General features: G+C 32.2%; 18 protein-coding genes. 8 read left to right on the forward strand and 10 right to left on the reverse strand.

The features are described 5' to 3' along the window. The first annotated feature begins 11 nt into the window (after window positions 1–11). From CA2559_RS03335 to CA2559_RS03350, 4 genes are read left to right on the forward strand one after another with little or no spacing between them, the layout of a single operon-like run. On the forward strand, window positions 12–875 hold the full coding sequence (locus tag CA2559_RS03335) for a decaprenyl-phosphate phosphoribosyltransferase (RefSeq protein ID WP_041241100.1): 864 nt from the start codon (window positions 12–14) through the stop codon (window positions 873–875). Further along, window positions 876–2186: an FAD-binding oxidoreductase gene (locus CA2559_RS03340; protein WP_013186431.1), complete on the forward strand. Its 1311-nt coding sequence runs from the start codon at window positions 876–878 to the stop codon at window positions 2184–2186. Next, window positions 2183–2905: an SDR family NAD(P)-dependent oxidoreductase gene (locus CA2559_RS03345; protein WP_013186432.1), complete on the forward strand. Its 723-nt coding sequence runs from the start codon at window positions 2183–2185 to the stop codon at window positions 2903–2905. The genes CA2559_RS03340 and CA2559_RS03345 overlap by 4 nt, the downstream gene beginning before the upstream one ends. After that, window positions 2902–3492: an HAD family hydrolase gene (locus CA2559_RS03350; protein ID WP_013186433.1), complete on the forward strand. Its 591-nt coding sequence runs from the start codon at window positions 2902–2904 to the stop codon at window positions 3490–3492. The genes CA2559_RS03345 and CA2559_RS03350 overlap by 4 nt, the downstream gene beginning before the upstream one ends. 59 nt (window positions 3493–3551) lie before the next feature. Here CA2559_RS03350 and CA2559_RS03355 read toward each other — a convergent pair whose 3' ends face one another. From CA2559_RS03355 to CA2559_RS03375, 5 genes are all read right to left on the reverse strand, one after another. Further along, window positions 3552–4061: an OmpH family outer membrane protein gene (locus CA2559_RS03355; protein ID WP_013186434.1), complete on the reverse strand. Its 510-nt coding sequence runs from the start codon at window positions 4059–4061 to the stop codon at window positions 3552–3554. Window positions 4062–4282: 221 nt separating this feature from the next. After that, a complete protein-coding gene (locus CA2559_RS03360) occupies window positions 4283–5140 on the reverse strand; it encodes a class I SAM-dependent methyltransferase (RefSeq protein ID WP_013186435.1) in 858 nt (285 codons plus the stop codon). Between the two features lie 39 nt (window positions 5141–5179). Further along, the gene (mnmG, locus tag CA2559_RS03365) at window positions 5180–7051 is read right to left on the reverse strand and encodes a tRNA uridine-5-carboxymethylaminomethyl(34) synthesis enzyme MnmG (RefSeq protein WP_013186436.1); all 1872 of its coding nucleotides are present in this window, start codon (window positions 7049–7051) and stop codon (window positions 5180–5182) included. Between the two features lie 2 nt (window positions 7052–7053). Continuing rightward, window positions 7054–7470, reverse strand: coding sequence for an rRNA maturation RNase YbeY (ybeY, locus tag CA2559_RS03370; RefSeq protein WP_013186437.1), 417 nt, complete (start codon window positions 7468–7470; stop codon window positions 7054–7056). Further along, a complete protein-coding gene (locus CA2559_RS03375; protein WP_013186438.1) occupies window positions 7463–10903 on the reverse strand; it encodes a DUF4175 family protein in 3441 nt (1146 codons plus the stop codon). The genes ybeY and CA2559_RS03375 overlap by 8 nt, the downstream gene beginning before the upstream one ends. Window positions 10904–11063: 160 nt before the next feature. Here CA2559_RS03375 and gltX point away from each other — a divergent pair, with 160 nt between their 5' ends. Continuing rightward, the gene (gene gltX, locus CA2559_RS03380) at window positions 11064–12599 is read left to right on the forward strand and encodes a glutamate--tRNA ligase (RefSeq protein WP_013186439.1); all 1536 of its coding nucleotides are present in this window, start codon (window positions 11064–11066) and stop codon (window positions 12597–12599) included. A 54-nt stretch (window positions 12600–12653) separates the two neighbouring features. Here gltX and CA2559_RS03385 read toward each other — a convergent pair whose 3' ends face one another. Then, window positions 12654–13316 (reverse strand): hypothetical protein, encoded by a 663-nt coding sequence (locus CA2559_RS03385; RefSeq protein WP_013186440.1) that lies wholly within the window; start codon window positions 13314–13316, stop codon window positions 12654–12656. Between the two features lie 82 nt (window positions 13317–13398). Between CA2559_RS03385 and CA2559_RS03390 the strand changes: the two genes are divergently transcribed. Genes CA2559_RS03390 through CA2559_RS03400 form a run of 3 tightly spaced genes read left to right on the forward strand, consistent with a single transcriptional unit; the run spans window position 13399 to window position 15321 of the window. Then, a complete protein-coding gene (locus tag CA2559_RS03390; protein WP_013186441.1) occupies window positions 13399–14367 on the forward strand; it encodes an SPFH domain-containing protein in 969 nt (322 codons plus the stop codon). Further along, complete coding sequence (locus CA2559_RS03395) at window positions 14367–14669, forward strand: hypothetical protein (RefSeq protein ID WP_013186442.1); 303 nt, start codon at window positions 14367–14369, stop codon at window positions 14667–14669. The genes CA2559_RS03390 and CA2559_RS03395 overlap by 1 nt, the downstream gene beginning before the upstream one ends. Then, window positions 14656–15321: an ATP-binding cassette domain-containing protein gene (locus CA2559_RS03400; protein ID WP_013186443.1), complete on the forward strand. Its 666-nt coding sequence runs from the start codon at window positions 14656–14658 to the stop codon at window positions 15319–15321. The genes CA2559_RS03395 and CA2559_RS03400 overlap by 14 nt, the downstream gene beginning before the upstream one ends. 55 nt (window positions 15322–15376) lie before the next feature. Here CA2559_RS03400 and CA2559_RS03405 read toward each other — a convergent pair whose 3' ends face one another. From CA2559_RS03405 to CA2559_RS03420, 4 genes are all read right to left on the reverse strand, one after another. Next, a complete protein-coding gene (locus tag CA2559_RS03405) occupies window positions 15377–15619 on the reverse strand; it encodes a DUF6327 family protein (protein ID WP_013186444.1) in 243 nt (80 codons plus the stop codon). Further along, window positions 15603–15965, reverse strand: a complete 363-nt coding sequence (locus tag CA2559_RS03410) for a hypothetical protein (RefSeq protein ID WP_013186445.1) — start codon at window positions 15963–15965, stop codon at window positions 15603–15605. Before CA2559_RS03410 ends, CA2559_RS03405 begins: the two co-directional genes overlap by 17 nt. Before the next feature lie 9 nt (window positions 15966–15974). Further along, window positions 15975–16349: a YtxH domain-containing protein gene (locus CA2559_RS03415; protein ID WP_013186446.1), complete on the reverse strand. Its 375-nt coding sequence runs from the start codon at window positions 16347–16349 to the stop codon at window positions 15975–15977. A 237-nt stretch (window positions 16350–16586) separates the two neighbouring features. Further along, window positions 16587–18254, reverse strand: coding sequence for a glutamine--tRNA ligase/YqeY domain fusion protein (locus CA2559_RS03420; protein ID WP_013186447.1), 1668 nt, complete (start codon window positions 18252–18254; stop codon window positions 16587–16589). Window positions 18255–18346 lie beyond the last annotated feature (92 nt).

An 18346-nucleotide genomic window follows, 5' to 3' on the forward strand; every position in this document is an offset into this window, starting at 1 on the left:
AAATTAACATGATAAAACAGATTTTTTCTTTACTTAGAATTAAAGATTGGATTAAAAATCTGTTTGTTTTTTTACCTGCATTTTTCTCTGGTTTAATTTTAGAACCAAATGTTTTTAAAGCTTCACTTATAGCATTTCTCCTATTCTCACTTTCAGCTAGTTTAATCTATATTATAAATGATTATGTGGATAGAGCACAAGATAAATTACATCCTTTAAAAAAAGATAGACCAATTGCAAGTGGTAAGATTACACCAAAAGGTGCTTTAATTATTGCTGGCGTATTAGCATTAGTAATTACAATATTAGGATTATATTCTTTTTCCCTATTACTATTGCTGCCATTACTTCTCTATATAATTTTAAATCTTGGTTACAGTTTTGGTCTTAAGCATATTCCTATCTTAGACGTAAGTATAATTGCTATAGGGTTTATTTTAAGAGTGGTGTTTGGTGGCTTAGCCACAGAAATCTTTGTCTCTAAGTGGGCTTTTTTACTCACATTTTTTCTAGCGTTAGTATTAGCTTTGGGTAAACGTCGTGGCGAGCTTATTTCAATAAGCTCTACATCTCGAAAAGTTTTAGATGGTTACAATAAGGAGTTTTTAAATACTGCGTTAATTATTTGTGTGACTATTACTTTAGTATGCTATGTGATGTACACAATTTCAGATGATGTAATTGTTGCATTTGGATCAGACTACATATACTTTACTACTCTGTTTGTTATTATAGCATTACTTAGGTATTTACAACTTACGTTTGTTTATAATAAAACAGAATCTCCTACAAAAGTGGTTTATAGTGATCATTTTATGCAGGTTATGATTGCGCTTTGGCTAATCTCATTTGCATTAATCATTTACTTCAAGTAAATGCCAAAACTAAAACACATAACCAATTGGGGTAACTTCCCTAAAATTAAAGCTCAAGAATTTAAGCTTAGAAATACAGACAATTCTCAGGAGTTTTTTAATTGCAAGACTATAATTCCACGTGGAAACGCAAGGTGTTATGGCGATGCATCCTTAAATAGTAGTGTTGTTTCTACACTACCTTTAAAACACTTTATAAATTTTAATAGCAAGAAAGGGTATATAACTTGTGAATGTGGTGTCTTATTTTCTGATATATTAGAGTTTATAGTTCCTAAAGGATTTTTTCTTCCTGTAACACCTGGCACAAAATTTATTACCGTTGGAGGTGCAATTGCAGCAGATATACACGGCAAAAACCATCATAATGAGGGTTGTTTTTCAGAGTTTGTTATTGAGTTTAAGTTGTTAACTGCACAGCACATAATAATAACGTGTTCAAGAACTGAAAATGAGAAGTTGTTTTGGGAAACTATAGGTGGCATGGGTTTAACAGGTATTATCTTAAGTGCTACATTTCAGCTTAAACCCATAAAAACATCATACATAAAACAAGAAAGCATTAAGGCTAAAAACCTTGATGAAGTATTTCAGCTTTTTGAAACCCATGAAGATTCTACTTATACCGTTGCTTGGATAGATTGTCTTAAGAAAGGTAAAGGTCTTGGCAGGTCTATACTTATAAAAGGAGACCATGCAGCACCTTCCGATTTAAGTAAAAAACAATTAGAAAAGCCTCTTAAAATACACAGTTCCGGTAAACTTAAGATTCCATTCTTTTTTCCAAGTTTTGCTCTAAATACTTTCACAGTTAAAGTATTTAATCTACTATATTACTTTAAGCAGTTTCATAAAACAACAGCAAGTGTTGTACATTATGATTCATTTTTTTATCCCTTAGACGCCATACACCAATGGAATAATGTTTATGGAAAAAATGGATTTATACAATATCAATTTGTGGTAGATAAAGCCCGAAGTAAAGCTGCAATGAAAGAAGTTTTAGAAGCTATCTCTAAAAGTGGACAAGGATCTTTTTTAGCTGTATTGAAGCTTTTTGGCAAACAAAATATTAAAGCATTTAATTCATTTCCTATTGAAGGGTATACGTTGGCATTAGATTTTAAATTGAATAAAAAAGTTTTGCAATTGATTCCTATTTTAGATGCTATTATTTTAAAATATGAAGGACGCATTTATAGAGCAAAAGATTCTTGCTCTAACCCGAAATTAACCAACTATGTAACCGCACATAACCCTAAATTTGATTCTATCCAGAATAAACGAATTAAATCCCACAAGACCATATGATAGTATTAGGAGCAAACTCTGATGTAGCAAAAGCTTTTGTTGAAAAGATACTCAAAGAACAACACTTAAAGCGAGTATATCTTTGCTCATCTAATCCTAAAGAATTAGCGCCTTTTAAAGCTCACTTGGAGGTTAAGTATTCTGTTGATATTGAAGTTTTAGAATTTAACTTATTAGCTAACACTGTTAATATAGATTATTCAGCGCTTGATTATAAACTTGTATTTTGTGCTTCTGGTTACTTAGGGAAACCTGCAGAAAAAGGCATTTTAGATGAACACGATAGTTTAAAAATTGTCACAATAAACTATGCAAAGTTAGTGGTAGAGCTTAATAAGATAGCAACCGATTTAGTTTCAAAAGGCTCCGGTACTATTATAGGATTAAGTTCTGTTGCTGGAGAACGCGGCAGGCAGAGTAATTTTTTATATGGTAGTGCAAAAGCAGGTTTTACAGCTTATTTAAGTGGTCTGAGAAACTATTTGGTTTCAAAAAATTGTCACGTTCTCACCGTAAAACCTGGTTTTATGGATACTAAAATGATTGAAGACATAGATACGCCTAAGCCTTTAACCATAACTGCCGAGAAAGCTGCACATCTTATTTATAAAGGCTATAAGTCTAAAAAAAACACAATATATATAGCTGGAATTTGGAGGTATATTATGGCTATAATAAAAATGATTCCAGAATTTATATTTAAGAAACTGTCTCTTTGAAAACACTTTATCTATATGATTTTGATGGAACCATCACCACTCGTGATTCACTTTTCGATGTCCTAAAGCTAAGCACAAGTACGTTTATTTATTATTTGAAAATTTTACAGTTTGCTCCAAAATTAATACTCACCAAACTAGGTATTTTAAAAAAAGGGCAAACCAAGGAATCTTTGGTTTCATTGTTTTTAAAGGGATATTCTAAAAAAGAATTAGAAGAGCTTGCAAAGCGCTATTTAAAATTAGCAAACAAGGAATCCTTATTTAGAAAAAAAGCCTTAAAACAACTTGAAACCGATCTTAAAGGCGGAGATGTATATATTGTTTCTGCATCTTTAGAATTTTGGCTTAAACCAATAGCAGCTGCATTGGATGTACAATTAATTTGTACTGAGGTTGCTTATAATGACTCAGTCTTTACAGGTAAATTTTCTACACCTAATTGCAATTATGCTGAAAAAGCTAGACGCGTAAAAGCAGAGATAGACCTTTCAAATTATGATAGCATTGTTTATTATGGAGATTCAAAAGGAGATTTAAACATGAAGCCCATAGTTACCAAGTTTCATCTCAATTATTTTAAATAAAAAAACGCTTATCCTAAGACAAGCGTTCTGCTAAATTAAAAAGTTGGTTAGTTAGAAAGTTACTCTTTAACTTCAGCATTAATTTCTTCAAGAACATCTTGAGTAATATCCTTACCTTCTTTAGCATACATAATGTTTGCTGTTTCATTAGATCCAAAAATGTAAGTGTAACCGTTATCCTTACCGTAATCCTTTACATAAGTTTTAACTTTTGTAATTATTGAATCTATTTCCTTATCACTCTCTGCTCTTAACTGCTGCGAACGCATTTGCTGTTGTTGTTGCAGTTGTTGTTGTTTTTGCATTAGCTTTCCTTCTGCTTCTTGACGTTGTGAATTAGACATAGAGTTAGCGTTGCTTTGGTATTCTTGTACTTCTGCTTGAAATTGTTTTGCTACAGAATCCATTTCTTTCTTCATAGCTTCTGCCATAGTATTATACTTGGCTTCTGTATCTTTCATTTCTTTGTATTCCTTTAATAAAACAGTATTGTCTACATAAGCTGTTTTATCTTGGTTGCAAGACGCTAAAACTAAAAGCGCACCTAAAGCAATTACAATAGTTTTCATAATGTTTGTTTTTCTAAATTAAGCGGCAAAAATAGGAAAGTGTTTATGAAATATTGCATTTTACATAAGTATAATTAAAATATATAGAATTTACAATTAACATAATTTATATTTATCAAAATGTCTGCAAATAAATCAATTCTAAGCTATTTTCTAAGGTGCAGCTTATAAATTATGTTGCTCAGCTTAAAAAAGGCTTAAAAAGCACTTTAAACAGCGAATTATATAGTTTTAAAACAATAAATAAGCGAAGAATACTCTCCAGAATGCTTGGCTTTTAAATTAGAGAGAAATCCTGTTTTAAGCGCTTTCAATTTTTGAAAAGAGGAGTTTTTATATTTCTCAGAAAGTAGGCTTACATAATATGCATCATATGTCATAGGAAATGTATTCTCTAATTTAAAATTAAATTGAGCAAATAACTTTTTTATGCCTTTAGGTGAAAAATGCCAAAGATGTCTTGGCACATCATAAGCAGCCCAAAACTCTTTATAGTATGTTGCATCATAAGACTTGTAATTTGGGACTGCAATAATTAAGATTCCATTCTCTTTTAATAAAGATTTTAAGGTCTCGATATATTCAAAAAGATTCGGCACATGTTCTAACACATGCCAAAGTGTAATGACGTCATACTTTTGAGTTGGTAACTGATTAATGTCTTCAACTAGTAATATTTTTTTTTGATTAGCTAGACTTCTCGCTTTTGAATTTGGCTCTACTCCACTTATGGACCAACCATCATTTTTTGCTGCATTTAAAAAATCACCTGTTCCTGCTCCTACATCTAAAAGTGATCCTTTGTTTTGATTAAAGCTCGAAACTATTTCTAATTTCTTGTTAAGCATGATTCGCTTCACACTCTGATATATTTTATCAACAAGAGTGGCTTTAGAATCTGTGTGAGAAATATAATCTTCACTTTCATAATAACTATCTAACTCATCTAATTTAGGTTGAGGATATGTAACTAACATATCATATTCATCCCAATATTTAAGCTGAAAGAACTCTTCGCTTACAGTATAATCTTTACAGGTAAGTTTGGTGTTTAAGGAAGAGAAATCTGGGTAATTCATATAAATTAAAAAAGATGTTCCACGTGGAACGTAAATTATTTATCTTCCCAAATACACTAATAAAACAGAAATATCGGCTGGATTTACTCCACTTACTCTACTAGCTTGAGAAACTGTTCGAGGTTGAATTTCTTGAAGTTTTTCTCTTGCCTCATAGCTCATTGACTTAAGTTGAGAATAGTCAAAATCTGAAGGTATTTTTACATATTCTAAACGCTGTAATTTATCTGCATTATTTTTTTCTTTTTCTATATAGCCAGCATATTTAACTTGCACTTCCGTTTGCTCTAAAACTTCAGTATCTAGATTGTGTTCTTGAATATAATTTTCAACGTCATTAAATTGTCTAACATCATCCATAGTAATTTGAGGACGAGAAAAGAGTTTAAATAACTTATCGTTTTGTTTAACTGTAGCTGAATTATTTTCTTTTAAAATTTCATTTGCCTCTTTCCAATCATAGCTAGTATTCTTAAAAAAATCAACAAAACTTTCAGACTTATCTTTCTTATCTAGCATTTTATTATAGCGTTCTTCAGAAGCTAATCCTATTTCAAAAGATTTTCCAGTTAGCCTAAAGTCTGCATTATCTTGTCTTAAAAGCGTCCTATATTCTGCTCTACTTGTAAACATTCTATATGGCTCTTCTGTACCTTTAGTAATAAGATCATCTATTAAAACACCTATATAGGCCTCATCTCTTTTAAGTATAAACTCGTCTTGTTCTTTTACTTTTAAAGCTGCGTTTACACCAGCTATTAAACCCTGAGAAGCTGCTTCCTCATAACCTGTGGTTCCATTAATTTGACCAGCAAAAAACAAACCATCAACAAGTTTAGTTTCTAATGTATGTTTTAATTGAGTAGGCGGAAAATAATCATATTCGATTGCATAACCAGGTCTGAAAAATTTAACCTTTTCAAAACCAACTACAGATCGTAAAGCTTTAAATTGAACATCTTCTGGCAGTGACGTAGAGAAACCGTTTACATAAACCTCGACGGTATTCCAACCTTCAGGTTCAATAAACATTTGATGTCTATCCTTATCTGCAAATCTATTAATCTTATCTTCTATGCTTGGACAATATCTTGGTCCTATACTTTGTATTCTACCATTAAACATTGGTGACCTATCAAATCCTTCTCGAAGTAAATCATGTACTTCTGGACTTGTGTAAGTCATATAACAAGAACGTTGTTTTTCTAAAGGTTTAGTAATGTCTGAATATGAAAATTTCCAAGGAATATCATCACCTGGTTGTTCTGTCATTTTAGAATAATCTAAAGAACGGCCATCAACTCTTGGTGGTGTACCAGTTTTCATTCTACCAGATTCAAATCCTAAATTTAATAAGTCTGCTGTAATTCCTGTAGCGGCTCTTTCTCCTGCTCTACCACCACCAAACTGTTTTTCTCCTATATGGATTAAACCATTTAGGAATGTCCCATTTGTTAAAACAACTGTTTTTCCTCTTACCTCTAAACCTAAAGATGTTCTTACACCAACAAGTTTGTCTTTTTCGACAATTAGGCCAGCAACCATTTCTTGATAAAAATCTAAGTTTGGGGTTTGCTCTAACTTAAGTCTCCAATCTTCTGCAAAACGCATACGATCACTTTGTACTCTTGGACTCCACATTGCAGGTCCTTTAGATTTGTTAAGCATCTTAAACTGTATTGCACTTGTATCACTTACAATACCACTATAACCACCTAAAGCATCAATCTCTCTTACAATTTGACCCTTAGCAATACCTCCCATAGCAGGATTGCAAGACATTTGTGCAATATTTTGAAGATTCATTGTAATTAACAATGTACTACAACCCATATTTGCTGCTGCTGCTGCTGCTTCACTTCCTGCATGGCCTGCACCGACCACTATAACATCATATTCACTTTCAAACATACCTATTGTTCCACGTGGAACATTTTAAGTTTTTCATCTTCTTTTTCTCTCATTAGCTTAGCTTCATCGTCAGTTTTGTCTTTATAACCACAAAAATGTAGAATACCATGAACTAAAACACGCTTTAATTCATCGTCAACACTGACGTTAAACTGTTGAGCATTTTCTTGAATTCTTTCAACAGAAATAAATATATCTCCGGACAAATCATTGCCTTCAGACGTATCAAAACTTATAATATCGGTATAAGTATCATGATCTAAATACTGTTGATTTATAGATAACAAATACGCGTCATCACAAAAGATATAATTAATTTCTCCTAAATTTTTACCTTCTGAAGCAATGACAGATAACAGCCATGAGTTAAACTCATCTTCATTAATAATAAATTCAGTTTCTGTAAAAAAATTAATCATTCTCTTTAAAATAGTCTTGTACTTTCTGCTTATAATCTTGGCGCAAAGGTAAGGTTTGTCTATTTAAAATTTCAGTAGTATTAAAGTATTCCTTGGCTTTTAAAATATGAGAATTTGTGGGGTTTGAAAACGATTTTAAATTAGATTTAGATTCACGCTTATCGTCTTGACCTTGTTCTAAAGTAGCACTATCTAACTTTAGAAGTTGATGTTTTAAATTGGTCATTTGTTGCAAAACTTTATTATCAAATCCTTTGTCTAATAAGCTTTGTTCTACTTGCTCCATTTGTTTAGCTAATCGTTCTGCGTCTGCTCCTAAACCTTCTTCTCTTATTTTATCTTCTAACTGATTTCTTAATTGTTGTTGCTTTTGATAAATTTCAAAAAGTTCACCACTCATTTGTTCATCAAGTTGATTACCATCTTTTCCTTCACCTTCTTTGTTTCCATTTTTACCATCTGTACCGGATTTGCCATTCTCTCCAGAAGAACCTCCTTCACCACCTTCACCACTCTTACCGTTTTTACCTTGAGAACCTTCACCTGGTTTTTGTCCAGGTTTCATTCCATTCTTTAACTGTTCACCTAACTCCTCTTGCTTTTTGATAATATCTGGTAATTGAAAACCTTTACCTTGCCCTTCACCTTTTCCTTTGCCCTTACCTTTTCCAGATTTTCCTTTTCCTGAAGAACCCATAGATGCATTCATATTATCTAAACTATTGGCAAGTAAAAATGCAAGTTCATTTGCAGCGGTAACTGTGTATTGTTGGTTAGAAATACCTTGAGGTAAATAATTATCAGAAAGGCGCTCTAAGGATTTATCTATATTAAATTCAATGTCTGTTAGCTTCTCATTTACAATTTCACCTAGTTCTGCATTACGTAAAGAAAGAGCATAAAGACTATCATCTATGTGAGTAAAATTCTCCCTTAAAACAGATTGTCTTTTTAATTTTTTAGCAAAGGCAGGATTATTACGTTCCATAGCTTTAAAATCGTCCATAAGACCTTCTTGTTCAAAGGAAAATGTAACAAGGTTATCTAAAATTTGACGTAACATTTCTGCATCTTCACTTTCACCAGATTCACCAGACTCTTGCATTTGAGAAGCCATTTTTTGACCCATTTCTTTCATCTTATCTGCAGCAGATTTTTGCTTTTTCTGAGCGTCTTGTTTATCTGAATTTTTTTGTTCACTTGATTCTTCCTCTTGATTTTCTTTAGATTCACTATCTAATTTTTCTGAAGCGTCTTCTTGATCTTCTTTTATAGATTCTTCTTTTTCTTCATCACGAGATATATCCATTGGTTCCTTAAGATCTTTATTTTCCTCTTCTAGATCTTTTAAATCTTCTTGTAACTTTTTAAATTCTTTATTTAATTCTTCTTGGGCTTCTTTAGTGTTTTCATCGCCATCATTCTTACTTAGTTCTTCTTGTTTTTGTGCAAGTTTCTCAAGGTCTTCAGCAACTTTTAAAGCTTTTTTCTCTACATAGTAACGTTTTGTAAGTTCTAAGAGTTGTTCTAAGTTTTTCTCTTCATTTTGGTTTTGCTTAGCAAGCTTTTCTAGTTTTTCAGATAATTCTTCTTTATTTATTTTATCCTGTACTTTTTGTAACTCTTCTAACAACTCTTCGTTCTTTTTAAGTTGCTCTTCATTACGCTGAAAGCGTTCTTCTAATTTTTGTTTAACAGGATCGTTTTCAGGATTATCTTGTTGAAACTGCTGAAGGTTTTCTTTCATCTTCTTACTAAACTGCTGCATAATTTGTTCTTGCTGCTTTTGGCGTTTCAGAAATTCTTCTAACTTTTTCTTATCGTTAAAATTAAGTGCTTCCTTCTCTTTTTGTAGTTGATTTAATTCTTCCAATTCCTTCTCTCTATCTTTCATCTTTTCAAGAGATTTATTCATTCCAGAAATTGTTTCTTTTTGTTCTTCAAACTGTTGCTCTTCTACTTCATTATCTGTTAATTTTCTAAAACTAAATACTTCAGATTTTACACGCTTAGAACCGTTAACCCTATCATTATCAAATACTTGAAAATAAAAGTTATAAGGTACACCCTTAGGCAAACTTAAGGTGTCTGGGAAAGCGTAGACAAAATCGTCATATGTTGTAGAATTAATTGCAATTGGCAACTTTTTAGAAGAAGCTTCATCTTCTGAGGGATAATACACTAACTCTAATTTAGATAATCCGTAATCATCTGAAGCACTTCCGAAGAAATACATTGCTTGCTTATTTAAAGAATCTGTTTCACTTTTTAATACTAATTCTGGATATTGATCCTTAATTACACGTAAACCATAAGCGAGATTTTCATAATTTTTTAGTTGCTCGTTACTTGTAGAAATCTCATAATTAAAGTTATTAAAGATTCTTTTTTGTAAACTAAACGTATTGTCATTTACGGTAAACTCTTGCGTAGTATAACGCAATATCATAGATACTTGGCTTGTACTCTGTGTTGCAAGATCCCAAGTAATTGTTGTGCCTTCCGGAATTGTGGCACTGCCGGTTCCTTGTAAAACCTCATCTCTCCTACCAGTATATGCAGGATAATTTAAGGCCATATTAAAACTTAAAAGTGTAGGAACTTTGGTTAATGAAATAGTGTAAGGTATACTTTTAACTTCGTTTGCAGATAAGTAAAAGCTTAATGGTTCTTTAAGTTGATTAAATGTGTATTGAAAAACACCGGCAGAAACAGATTTCATAAAATAAGTTTCGCCATTGTAATTTATGGTAGCTTCTTGTGGTATAAAATTTCCTGTGGTTCTTACTTCAATAGTAAAATCTTGATTTTCCTTTGCGTCTAAATTATCATTTACTACAAAAAATTGAAAAGGTGCTGGTGGCTCATAAGCTTGTTGGTAATTAACAACACGATCGTAACTTTCTGTAAATAAATTACTCTTTCCAGAAATCCAAATTGCCAATAAGATTAATACTGGTATAGCTAGATATTTTAAATACTTAGTGTTGTCTTTAAAATTTACTGCAAAATTAAATTGTATAGGTTGCAGTTCTTCTGCTTTTTGATCTATACTCGCTAATAATAATTCTGAGCTCTCTGTATTTTGTTTTAACTGGAGAACGTTTAATAACTTATCATTTACCTCTGTAAAATGTTGTCCTATTATTGCAGATGCTTGCTCATAGCTTATGCCTTTAGATAGCTTAAATAGTTTAGATAACGGGTAAATAATAAATCGGCCAAAAAGTGCAATTTCTACGGCTATAAATGTCCAAAATAAAATGGTCCTGGCTAAAGGACTTAACCAAAGCACCCATTCTAAAAATACGGTAAGGAGAAAGTACAGCAATCCTATTGCAAAGAATAATATAATACCCTTTAGCAGTTCATTGGTGTAATATTTTCTGATAAACCGCTCTAGCTTATCTATAATTTGATTATAATGATTCATTAATTGTAGCTGTCTTACTGTAACTGTTAAACTTACAATTTATTCTGTTGATTGCCATATCTCAAAATAATCAAAAATCCTGCCGATAAAGTTGAGGCTAATTGGGTTATGTAATCGTTTCTCAAACTCTTACCTTTGCAACACTAAAAATAAATCTTTTATGTCTCAAAAAGTAAGAGTACGTTTTGCTCCAAGTCCTACAGGACCATTACATATTGGTGGTGTACGCACTGCCCTATTTAATTATTTATTTGCTAAAAAACACGGTGGAAATTTTATCCTAAGAATTGAGGATACAGACCAAAATCGTTATGTCGAAGGTGCAGAAGACTATATAAAAGAAAGTTTGGAATGGTGTAACATACCTTATGACGAAGGTCCAGGAAAAGATAAAGGCTATGGTCCTTATCGCCAAAGTGAACGTAAACACCTGTACAAAGAATATGCAGACCAACTTATTAGTAGCGGTCATGCGTATTATGCTTTTGATAGTGCTGAAAGCCTAGATGCGAACCGTAAGAGTCATGAAAAAAACGGTAAAACTTTTATTTATAACTGGCACAACCGTGAGAAATTAGACAACTCTTTAACAATGCCTAAAGAAGAGGTTGAAAAGAGAATTGCTGCAGAAGATTATGTAATAAGATTTAAGTCTCCTCAAGATGAAACACTATATCTAGATGATGAGATTAGAGGTGAAATGACTATTGACACCAATGTATTAGATGATAAGGTATTGTTTAAAAGTGATGGAATGCCAACCTATCATTTAGCCAATATAGTAGATGATCATTTAATGAAAATTACACACGTAATTCGTGGTGAAGAATGGTTGCCTAGTTTAGCACTTCACGTGTTATTGTATAGATCTTTGGGTTGGGATGCTCCTAAATTTGCACACCTACCTTTAATTATGAAACCACAAGGAAAAGGTAAATTAAGTAAACGTGATGGAGATAAAATGGGCTTTCCTGTATTTCCACTACAATGGAAAGACAAAGATAATAACATATCTGCTGGATATCGTGAAGATGGATATTTGCCAGAAGCTGTTATTAATATGTTAGCCTTTTTAGGATGGAATGAAGGTGAAGGTTCTGAGAAGCAATTTTATACGCTTGAGGAACTTGTAGAAGCTTTTAGCTTAGAGCACGTGTCTAAAAGTGGTGCTAAATTTGATCCAGAAAAAACTAAATGGTTTCAACACCATTACCTACAACAAGTTGGTAATGAAGATATAGCATTACAGTTTATCAATTATGTAAATAATAGTGATAAAGGTGTCTCTTTATCAAAAGACAAAGATTTAGCATATATCACCAACATAGTTTCTATCTTAAAAGAACGTTGCACGTTTGTTTCAGATTTATGGGAAGAAGGTAGTTTCTTGTTTAAAACACCTAATTCTTACGACGAAAAAGCTGTTAAAAAAGCTTGGAAAGATCAAACAGGAGATATAATGACAGAATTAGCAGGTGTGGTTTCAACTATTGAAGATTTTACTGCAGAAAATGTTCAACAAGAAGTAAAATCTTGGATTAACTCAACAGATTATGGTTTTGGAAAAGTTATGCAGCCTTTTAGGTTAAGTCTTGTTGGTGAAATGTCGGGGCCAGATGTTTTTGTAATCGCATCTTTACTTGGCCAAGATAAAACATTAGAGCGTTTAAGAAATGCAATAAGTACGTTAGGCTAGTATATTATAACTCATTAAAAGGGGAACGTATAATTACGTTCCCCTTTTTTAGTTTTATAAATAAAATACTAAGCCAACGGCTATTAAACTTAAGTTACCCTTAAAATCTTCTGTAGTTTCAGTGAGGTTTTCATCATTTAACCCATTTAAAATATTAGTGAAACCATATTGGTATTGAGCCCAAAGCCTCACATTTTCAAAACCACCTGTAAGACCCACTATTGCTACGCCATTAATTTTAGAAATGTCTTCAATTTCTTTTGCGGTTAATGTTGTGTAACCATCTATTATATAGTTTTCATATTGCTCATTAGTAGTTAGCTTACTATTTATTAAAAGTGCTGGTCCAGCTTCAATACTAAGATGTTGCTCTATAATATTATAACTAGCTAATAGGTTTAACTGTACTCCAAAAATACCAAACTCAACATCGCGTTCTTGAGAAGCAACCGTTTCTCTAGCCTTGATATTTACATTTAAGTCGTAAAAATTTAGGCCATAAATTAAATCAAAATTGTTGTAAAAAGCACCACGAGTGGTAAATCCTGCTTTAAAACCTTCAGCAGAATTAGTATTAAAATTATCTGTCTTAATATCAAAAATTGTAAGACCACCTTGTAATCCAATACGGTTATAACTGTCATTATAATTGCGCTGGGCAGATGTTGTTGTAACAAATAGTAGGCATGTTACTACTAAAAAGTATAGAGATTTCATTAGAGAGCTTTTTAAGTATAGTTTTCTGCAAATGTAATCCTATTAAATTATGTAACTTTCTATCAACTAAAAATCTATATCTATGATCTTATTTCTCATTCCCATTTTAATCTTCGGGATTATCATCTTATTCTCCGGAATTTTCACTGTAAAACAACAAACAGCTGCAATTGTAGAGCGTTTTGGAAAATTTCAGAGTATTAGAAACTCTGGACTTCATTTTAAAATTCCAATATTTGACCGTATTGCTGGCCGTATAAACTTAAAAATACAGCAACTAGATGTTTTGGTAGAAACTAAAACTAAGGATGATGTGTTTGTTAAATTGAAAATCTCTGTACAATTTCAGGTAATAAAATCTCGTGTGTATGATGCGTTTTATAAGCTTGAAAACCCACAAGACCAAATTACATCTTATGTTTTTGATGTTGTAAGAGCAGAAGTTCCTAAGATGAAATTAGATGATGTTTTTGAACGTAAGGATGATATTGCTATTGCTGTAAAGTCTGAGCTTAATGAAGCAATGTCTGATTATGGTTATGACATCATTAAAACGCTTGTAACAGATATAGATCCTGATGTTCAGGTAAAGGCTGCTATGAACCGTATTAATGCCTCAGAACGCGAGAAAGTGGCTGCAGAGTATGAAGCAGAGGCAGAACGTATTAAAATTGTAGCAAAAGCTCGTGCAGAAGCAGAAAGCAAGCGTTTGCAAGGACAAGGTATTGCAGACCAACGTCGTGAAATTGCACGTGGTTTAGAGGAAAGTGTAGATGTGCTAAATAATGTTGGGATTAATTCTCAAGAGGCCTCTGCATTAATTGTAGTAACACAACATTATGACACATTACAATCTATAGGAGAAGAAACTAACTCAAACTTAATCTTACTTCCTAATTCTCCTCAAGCAGGAAGTGATATGTTAAATAATATGATTGCTTCATTTACAGCTTCTAACCAAATTGGTGAGCAAATGAAATTAGCAAATGCTAAAAAAGGAATTGTAAACAAAAGCAAGAGTGGCGACAGAGATTCTGAAAATGACAAATAATGAATATTAGGGCTCATTGGCAGTTTTATAAAGATTGCTTTCCATTTATATACAGCTTTGCATTAGTATGCTTAGCATTTGTAGATGCCCTAACAGGATTATTTATCTTATTTACAGTAGCAAATGGTATAGGATTCCTGGCCTTTTCTTCATTGAAAAGTCAGGAATTTTATTTTTATTATAATTTAGGAATCAGCAAGCTAAAGCTATTGCTTAGCTTAGTTATTATAAACGCTATTGTTGGTTTACCATTTGCCGTTATATTTATAATTTTTAAACAGCTCTTTTTTGCAAACGCTTAGTATTAAGAATGTCCATAAATCTTTTGGAAAGAAAACTGTTTTAAATAATGTTACTCTTTCTGTTTCAAAGGGTGAAATTTTAGCGTTATATGGAAGAAATGGCTGTGGAAAATCTACGCTATTAAAAATTCTATTTGGCACTCTTAAAGCTAACAACATAGAATTATTAGTAAATGGTACCGCAACAACTCCAAAAGCTTCGAGATTAAATAAGAGTATAGCTTATATACCACAACATCCGTTCTTACCGTCTTCTCAAAAAGTTAGGGATATTATACCAATGTATCACCAGAATCAAGAACTACAAGATGCGGTGTTTTATGACCCATACATTGCAAGTTTTACAGCTAGAAAGGTATCTGAACTTTCTTTGGGGCAAAGGCGCTATTTTGAAGTTGTATTACTTGCCAATAGCTCACATCCTTTTTTATTAATAGATGAGCCGTTTTCTATGATAGAACCTTTACATAAAGAGCGCTTAAAAGGCTTTTTGAATTCTATAAAAAGAACAAAAGGAATTATTATTACAGACCATTATTACAATGATGTCTTAGAGGTATCTACCCAAAATATTATTCTTAAGGATGGCTTAATAAATACTATTACTACTAAAGAAGATTTATTAAAATACGACTATTTAAAATCGGTATAAACATAAAACCCCGAAGATAAACTTCAGGGTTTTTACATTTGGGTATTCTCTTTTTCTAAATCTTTGCGTCGTCTACTTTTTTTACTCTCTTTATTCCCAATAGTTTATTTACTGCTTTTAGTACAAATGCTTTTTGTGCAATTGCACCAGCAACATTGCTTATTAAGCCTATTGGAGATAAGCTATTTTTTACTTCGTGGTAACTAATTTTTACTTCTTCAAGATCTATATCTTTCTGAAGCTTTAAAATCTTCAGATCCTTATCAATCTCATCAAAAGAACTATAAATCTTTTTCATCTTCAAAAAATATGTCTGAGAATTTTTTAAGTAATAATTTTTCTAATGGCCTTTTAAAGAAGACGTATACTAGTACCATTAATAATACATATATGCCTCCCATTATATAGAAACCAGTAATGATATCACCTACAGCCTGTCCTATATTTCTTGCAATTGCAATAGAAAATATTAGTATTGCCATGAAAGCAATTGCGCCTAATAGCAAAGACATGCTAAGAATTACGGTAGCTTTCATAAACTTCTTAAAGAAGCTAAGCTTGTAAAACTCTATACTACTGTCTATATACTTTTTAGCATTATCATTAACGTCTCTTACGTTTTCTGTAACGTTTCCTAATCCCATAAATGGTTTTTAGCTTACTGCTTTCTTAGCGTTTGCTTTCGTTTTTTCAACAACATTTTCTTGCTGTAATTTTGCATTTTGTTTGCGTAAAGCTTCTAGCTTTTCTTCCATTGCAACAATAATATCGTCTGCTTTATGGCTAGCTGAGTTAAGAGTATCATTAAGACGTTCTTCAAAAGTAGCTTTTGCTTTCTTAGCTTGTACACTAAGATCATCTGTAGTTTCTTTTACTTTTTTGCTAAACTCTTTTTTAGCTTTATCTGCGTTCTTTTTTAACTTCTTTCTAGTCTTTTCTCCTTTGTCTGGAGCGTAAAGTAATCCTACTCCTGCACCAATTGCAGCACCTGTTAATAATGCTAACAATGTATTTCCTGTATTTGCCATTTTAATGTGTTTTGTGTTAATTAATCTGTTTTAGCAATTTACGCGAAAGTTAAACAACACTGTGTTAATTGCTGGTTAACTATTTGAACGTTAGTACTAAAGTTTTCTTAATTATGATTAGACTCATATCTTACTTAAATGAGCTTCAAAATAGGTTCCAAAAGTACATATATGCCAAAATGGCTCTCAAATACCAATTTGAGAGCCATTTTAAAGGGAACATATTGTATTTAAGTATTATTTACCTTTCCAAGAGTCTCTAAGCGTTACAGTTCTATTAAATACTAAATTGGTGTCTGTCGTATCTTTATCAACACAGAAGTATCCTATACGTTGAAATTGTACTGTATCTAATGGTTTAAGTGTTTTTAAATGAGGCTCAACATAACCAGTAATGGTCTTTAACGAATCTGGATTTAAAAATTCCATAAAATCTTTGTCCTTATGTCCATCTGGAGATTCATCATTAAACAACCTGTCGTATAACCTAACTTCTGCTTTAACGGCATGCTTAATTGAAACCCAATGTAGGGTACCTTTTACTTTTCTTAAAGATTCTTCTGTACCGCTACCGCTTTTACTCTTAGGATCATATGTACAATGAACTTCAGTAATATTACCATCGGCATCTTTAATAGCTTCTTCTGCTTTAATAATGTAACCGTTCTTTAATCTAACTTCTCCACCTAATTTTAATCTGAAGAATTTACGGTTTGCTTCTTCTTTAAAGTCATCTTTTTCAATATATAACTCTCTTGAAAATGGAACTTCGTGCTCACCTGCAGAAACGTCTTCTGGATTATTTTCTGCCATTAACCATTCTTCTTCTCCTTCTGGATAATTTGTAATTACAAGTTTTAATGGGTCTAAAACACCCATTACACGATCTGCTTTCTTGTTAAGATCTTCTCTAATCTTAAATTCTAATAAAGAAACATCAATCACATTTTCGCGTTTAGCTACTCCAACGGTATCTATAAAATTCTTAATAGATTCTGGTGTATAACCACGTCTTCTATACCCTGATATTGTTGGCATTCTTGGATCATCCCAACCAGAAACTACGTTATCTTCAACTAATGTGAGTAATTTACGCTTACTCATTATGGTATAACTTAAATTAAGACGCGCAAACTCTCTTTGTTTAGGTTTTGTATTACTAGTATAAATATTATCTACAAACCATTCATAAAGCGGTCTGTGTGGTTTAAACTCTAATGAACAAAGACTATGGGAAACACTTTCTATATAATCACTTTCGCCATGAGCCCAATCGTACATTGGGTATATGTGCCAATCATTTCCTGTCCTATGGTGTGCTCTATTTAAAACACGATACATTATAGGATCACGCAGAAGCATGTTTGGGCTTTCCATATCTATTTTTGCTCGTAAGACGTGTTGGCCGTTTTCAAACTCACCATTCTTCATCTTTTCAAATAGATCTAAGTTTTCTTCAACAGATCTGTCTCTATAAGGTCCAGGTTTTCCCACTTGCGTAGGAGTACCTTTTTGTTCTGCCATAGCTTCACTAGATTGAGAATCTACGTAAGCTTTTCCTTCCTTAATAAGTTGTACAGCCCAATCATAAAGTTGTTGAAAGTAATCTGAAGAATAACATTCTTTATCCCAAGTAAACCCAAGCCACTCTATGTCTTGCTTGATAGCATCTACATATTCTTGTTCTTCTTTCATTGGGTTAGTATCATCAAACCTTAAATTCACTGGAGCATTGTAACGCTCACCTAAACCAAAGTTTAAGCAAATAGCCTTACAGTGGCCAATGTGTAAATAGCCGTTTGGTTCTGGTGGAAATCTAAATCTTAGATCTTCCTTAGAATACCCATTTTGTAAATCTTCCTCTATGATATGCTCTATGAAATTGAGCGATTTTTCTTCAGACATAATGTTATGAAATTACCTAGTATTATTAAGGTGATTTTAAGTTTATAATGCATCTGTTTATTTTATAAACAGAACTGCAAAGTTATGAAAGT

It is taken from the genome of Croceibacter atlanticus HTCC2559, assembly GCF_000196315.1.
In the GTDB taxonomy this organism is placed as follows: domain Bacteria; phylum Bacteroidota; class Bacteroidia; order Flavobacteriales; family Flavobacteriaceae; genus Croceibacter; species Croceibacter atlanticus.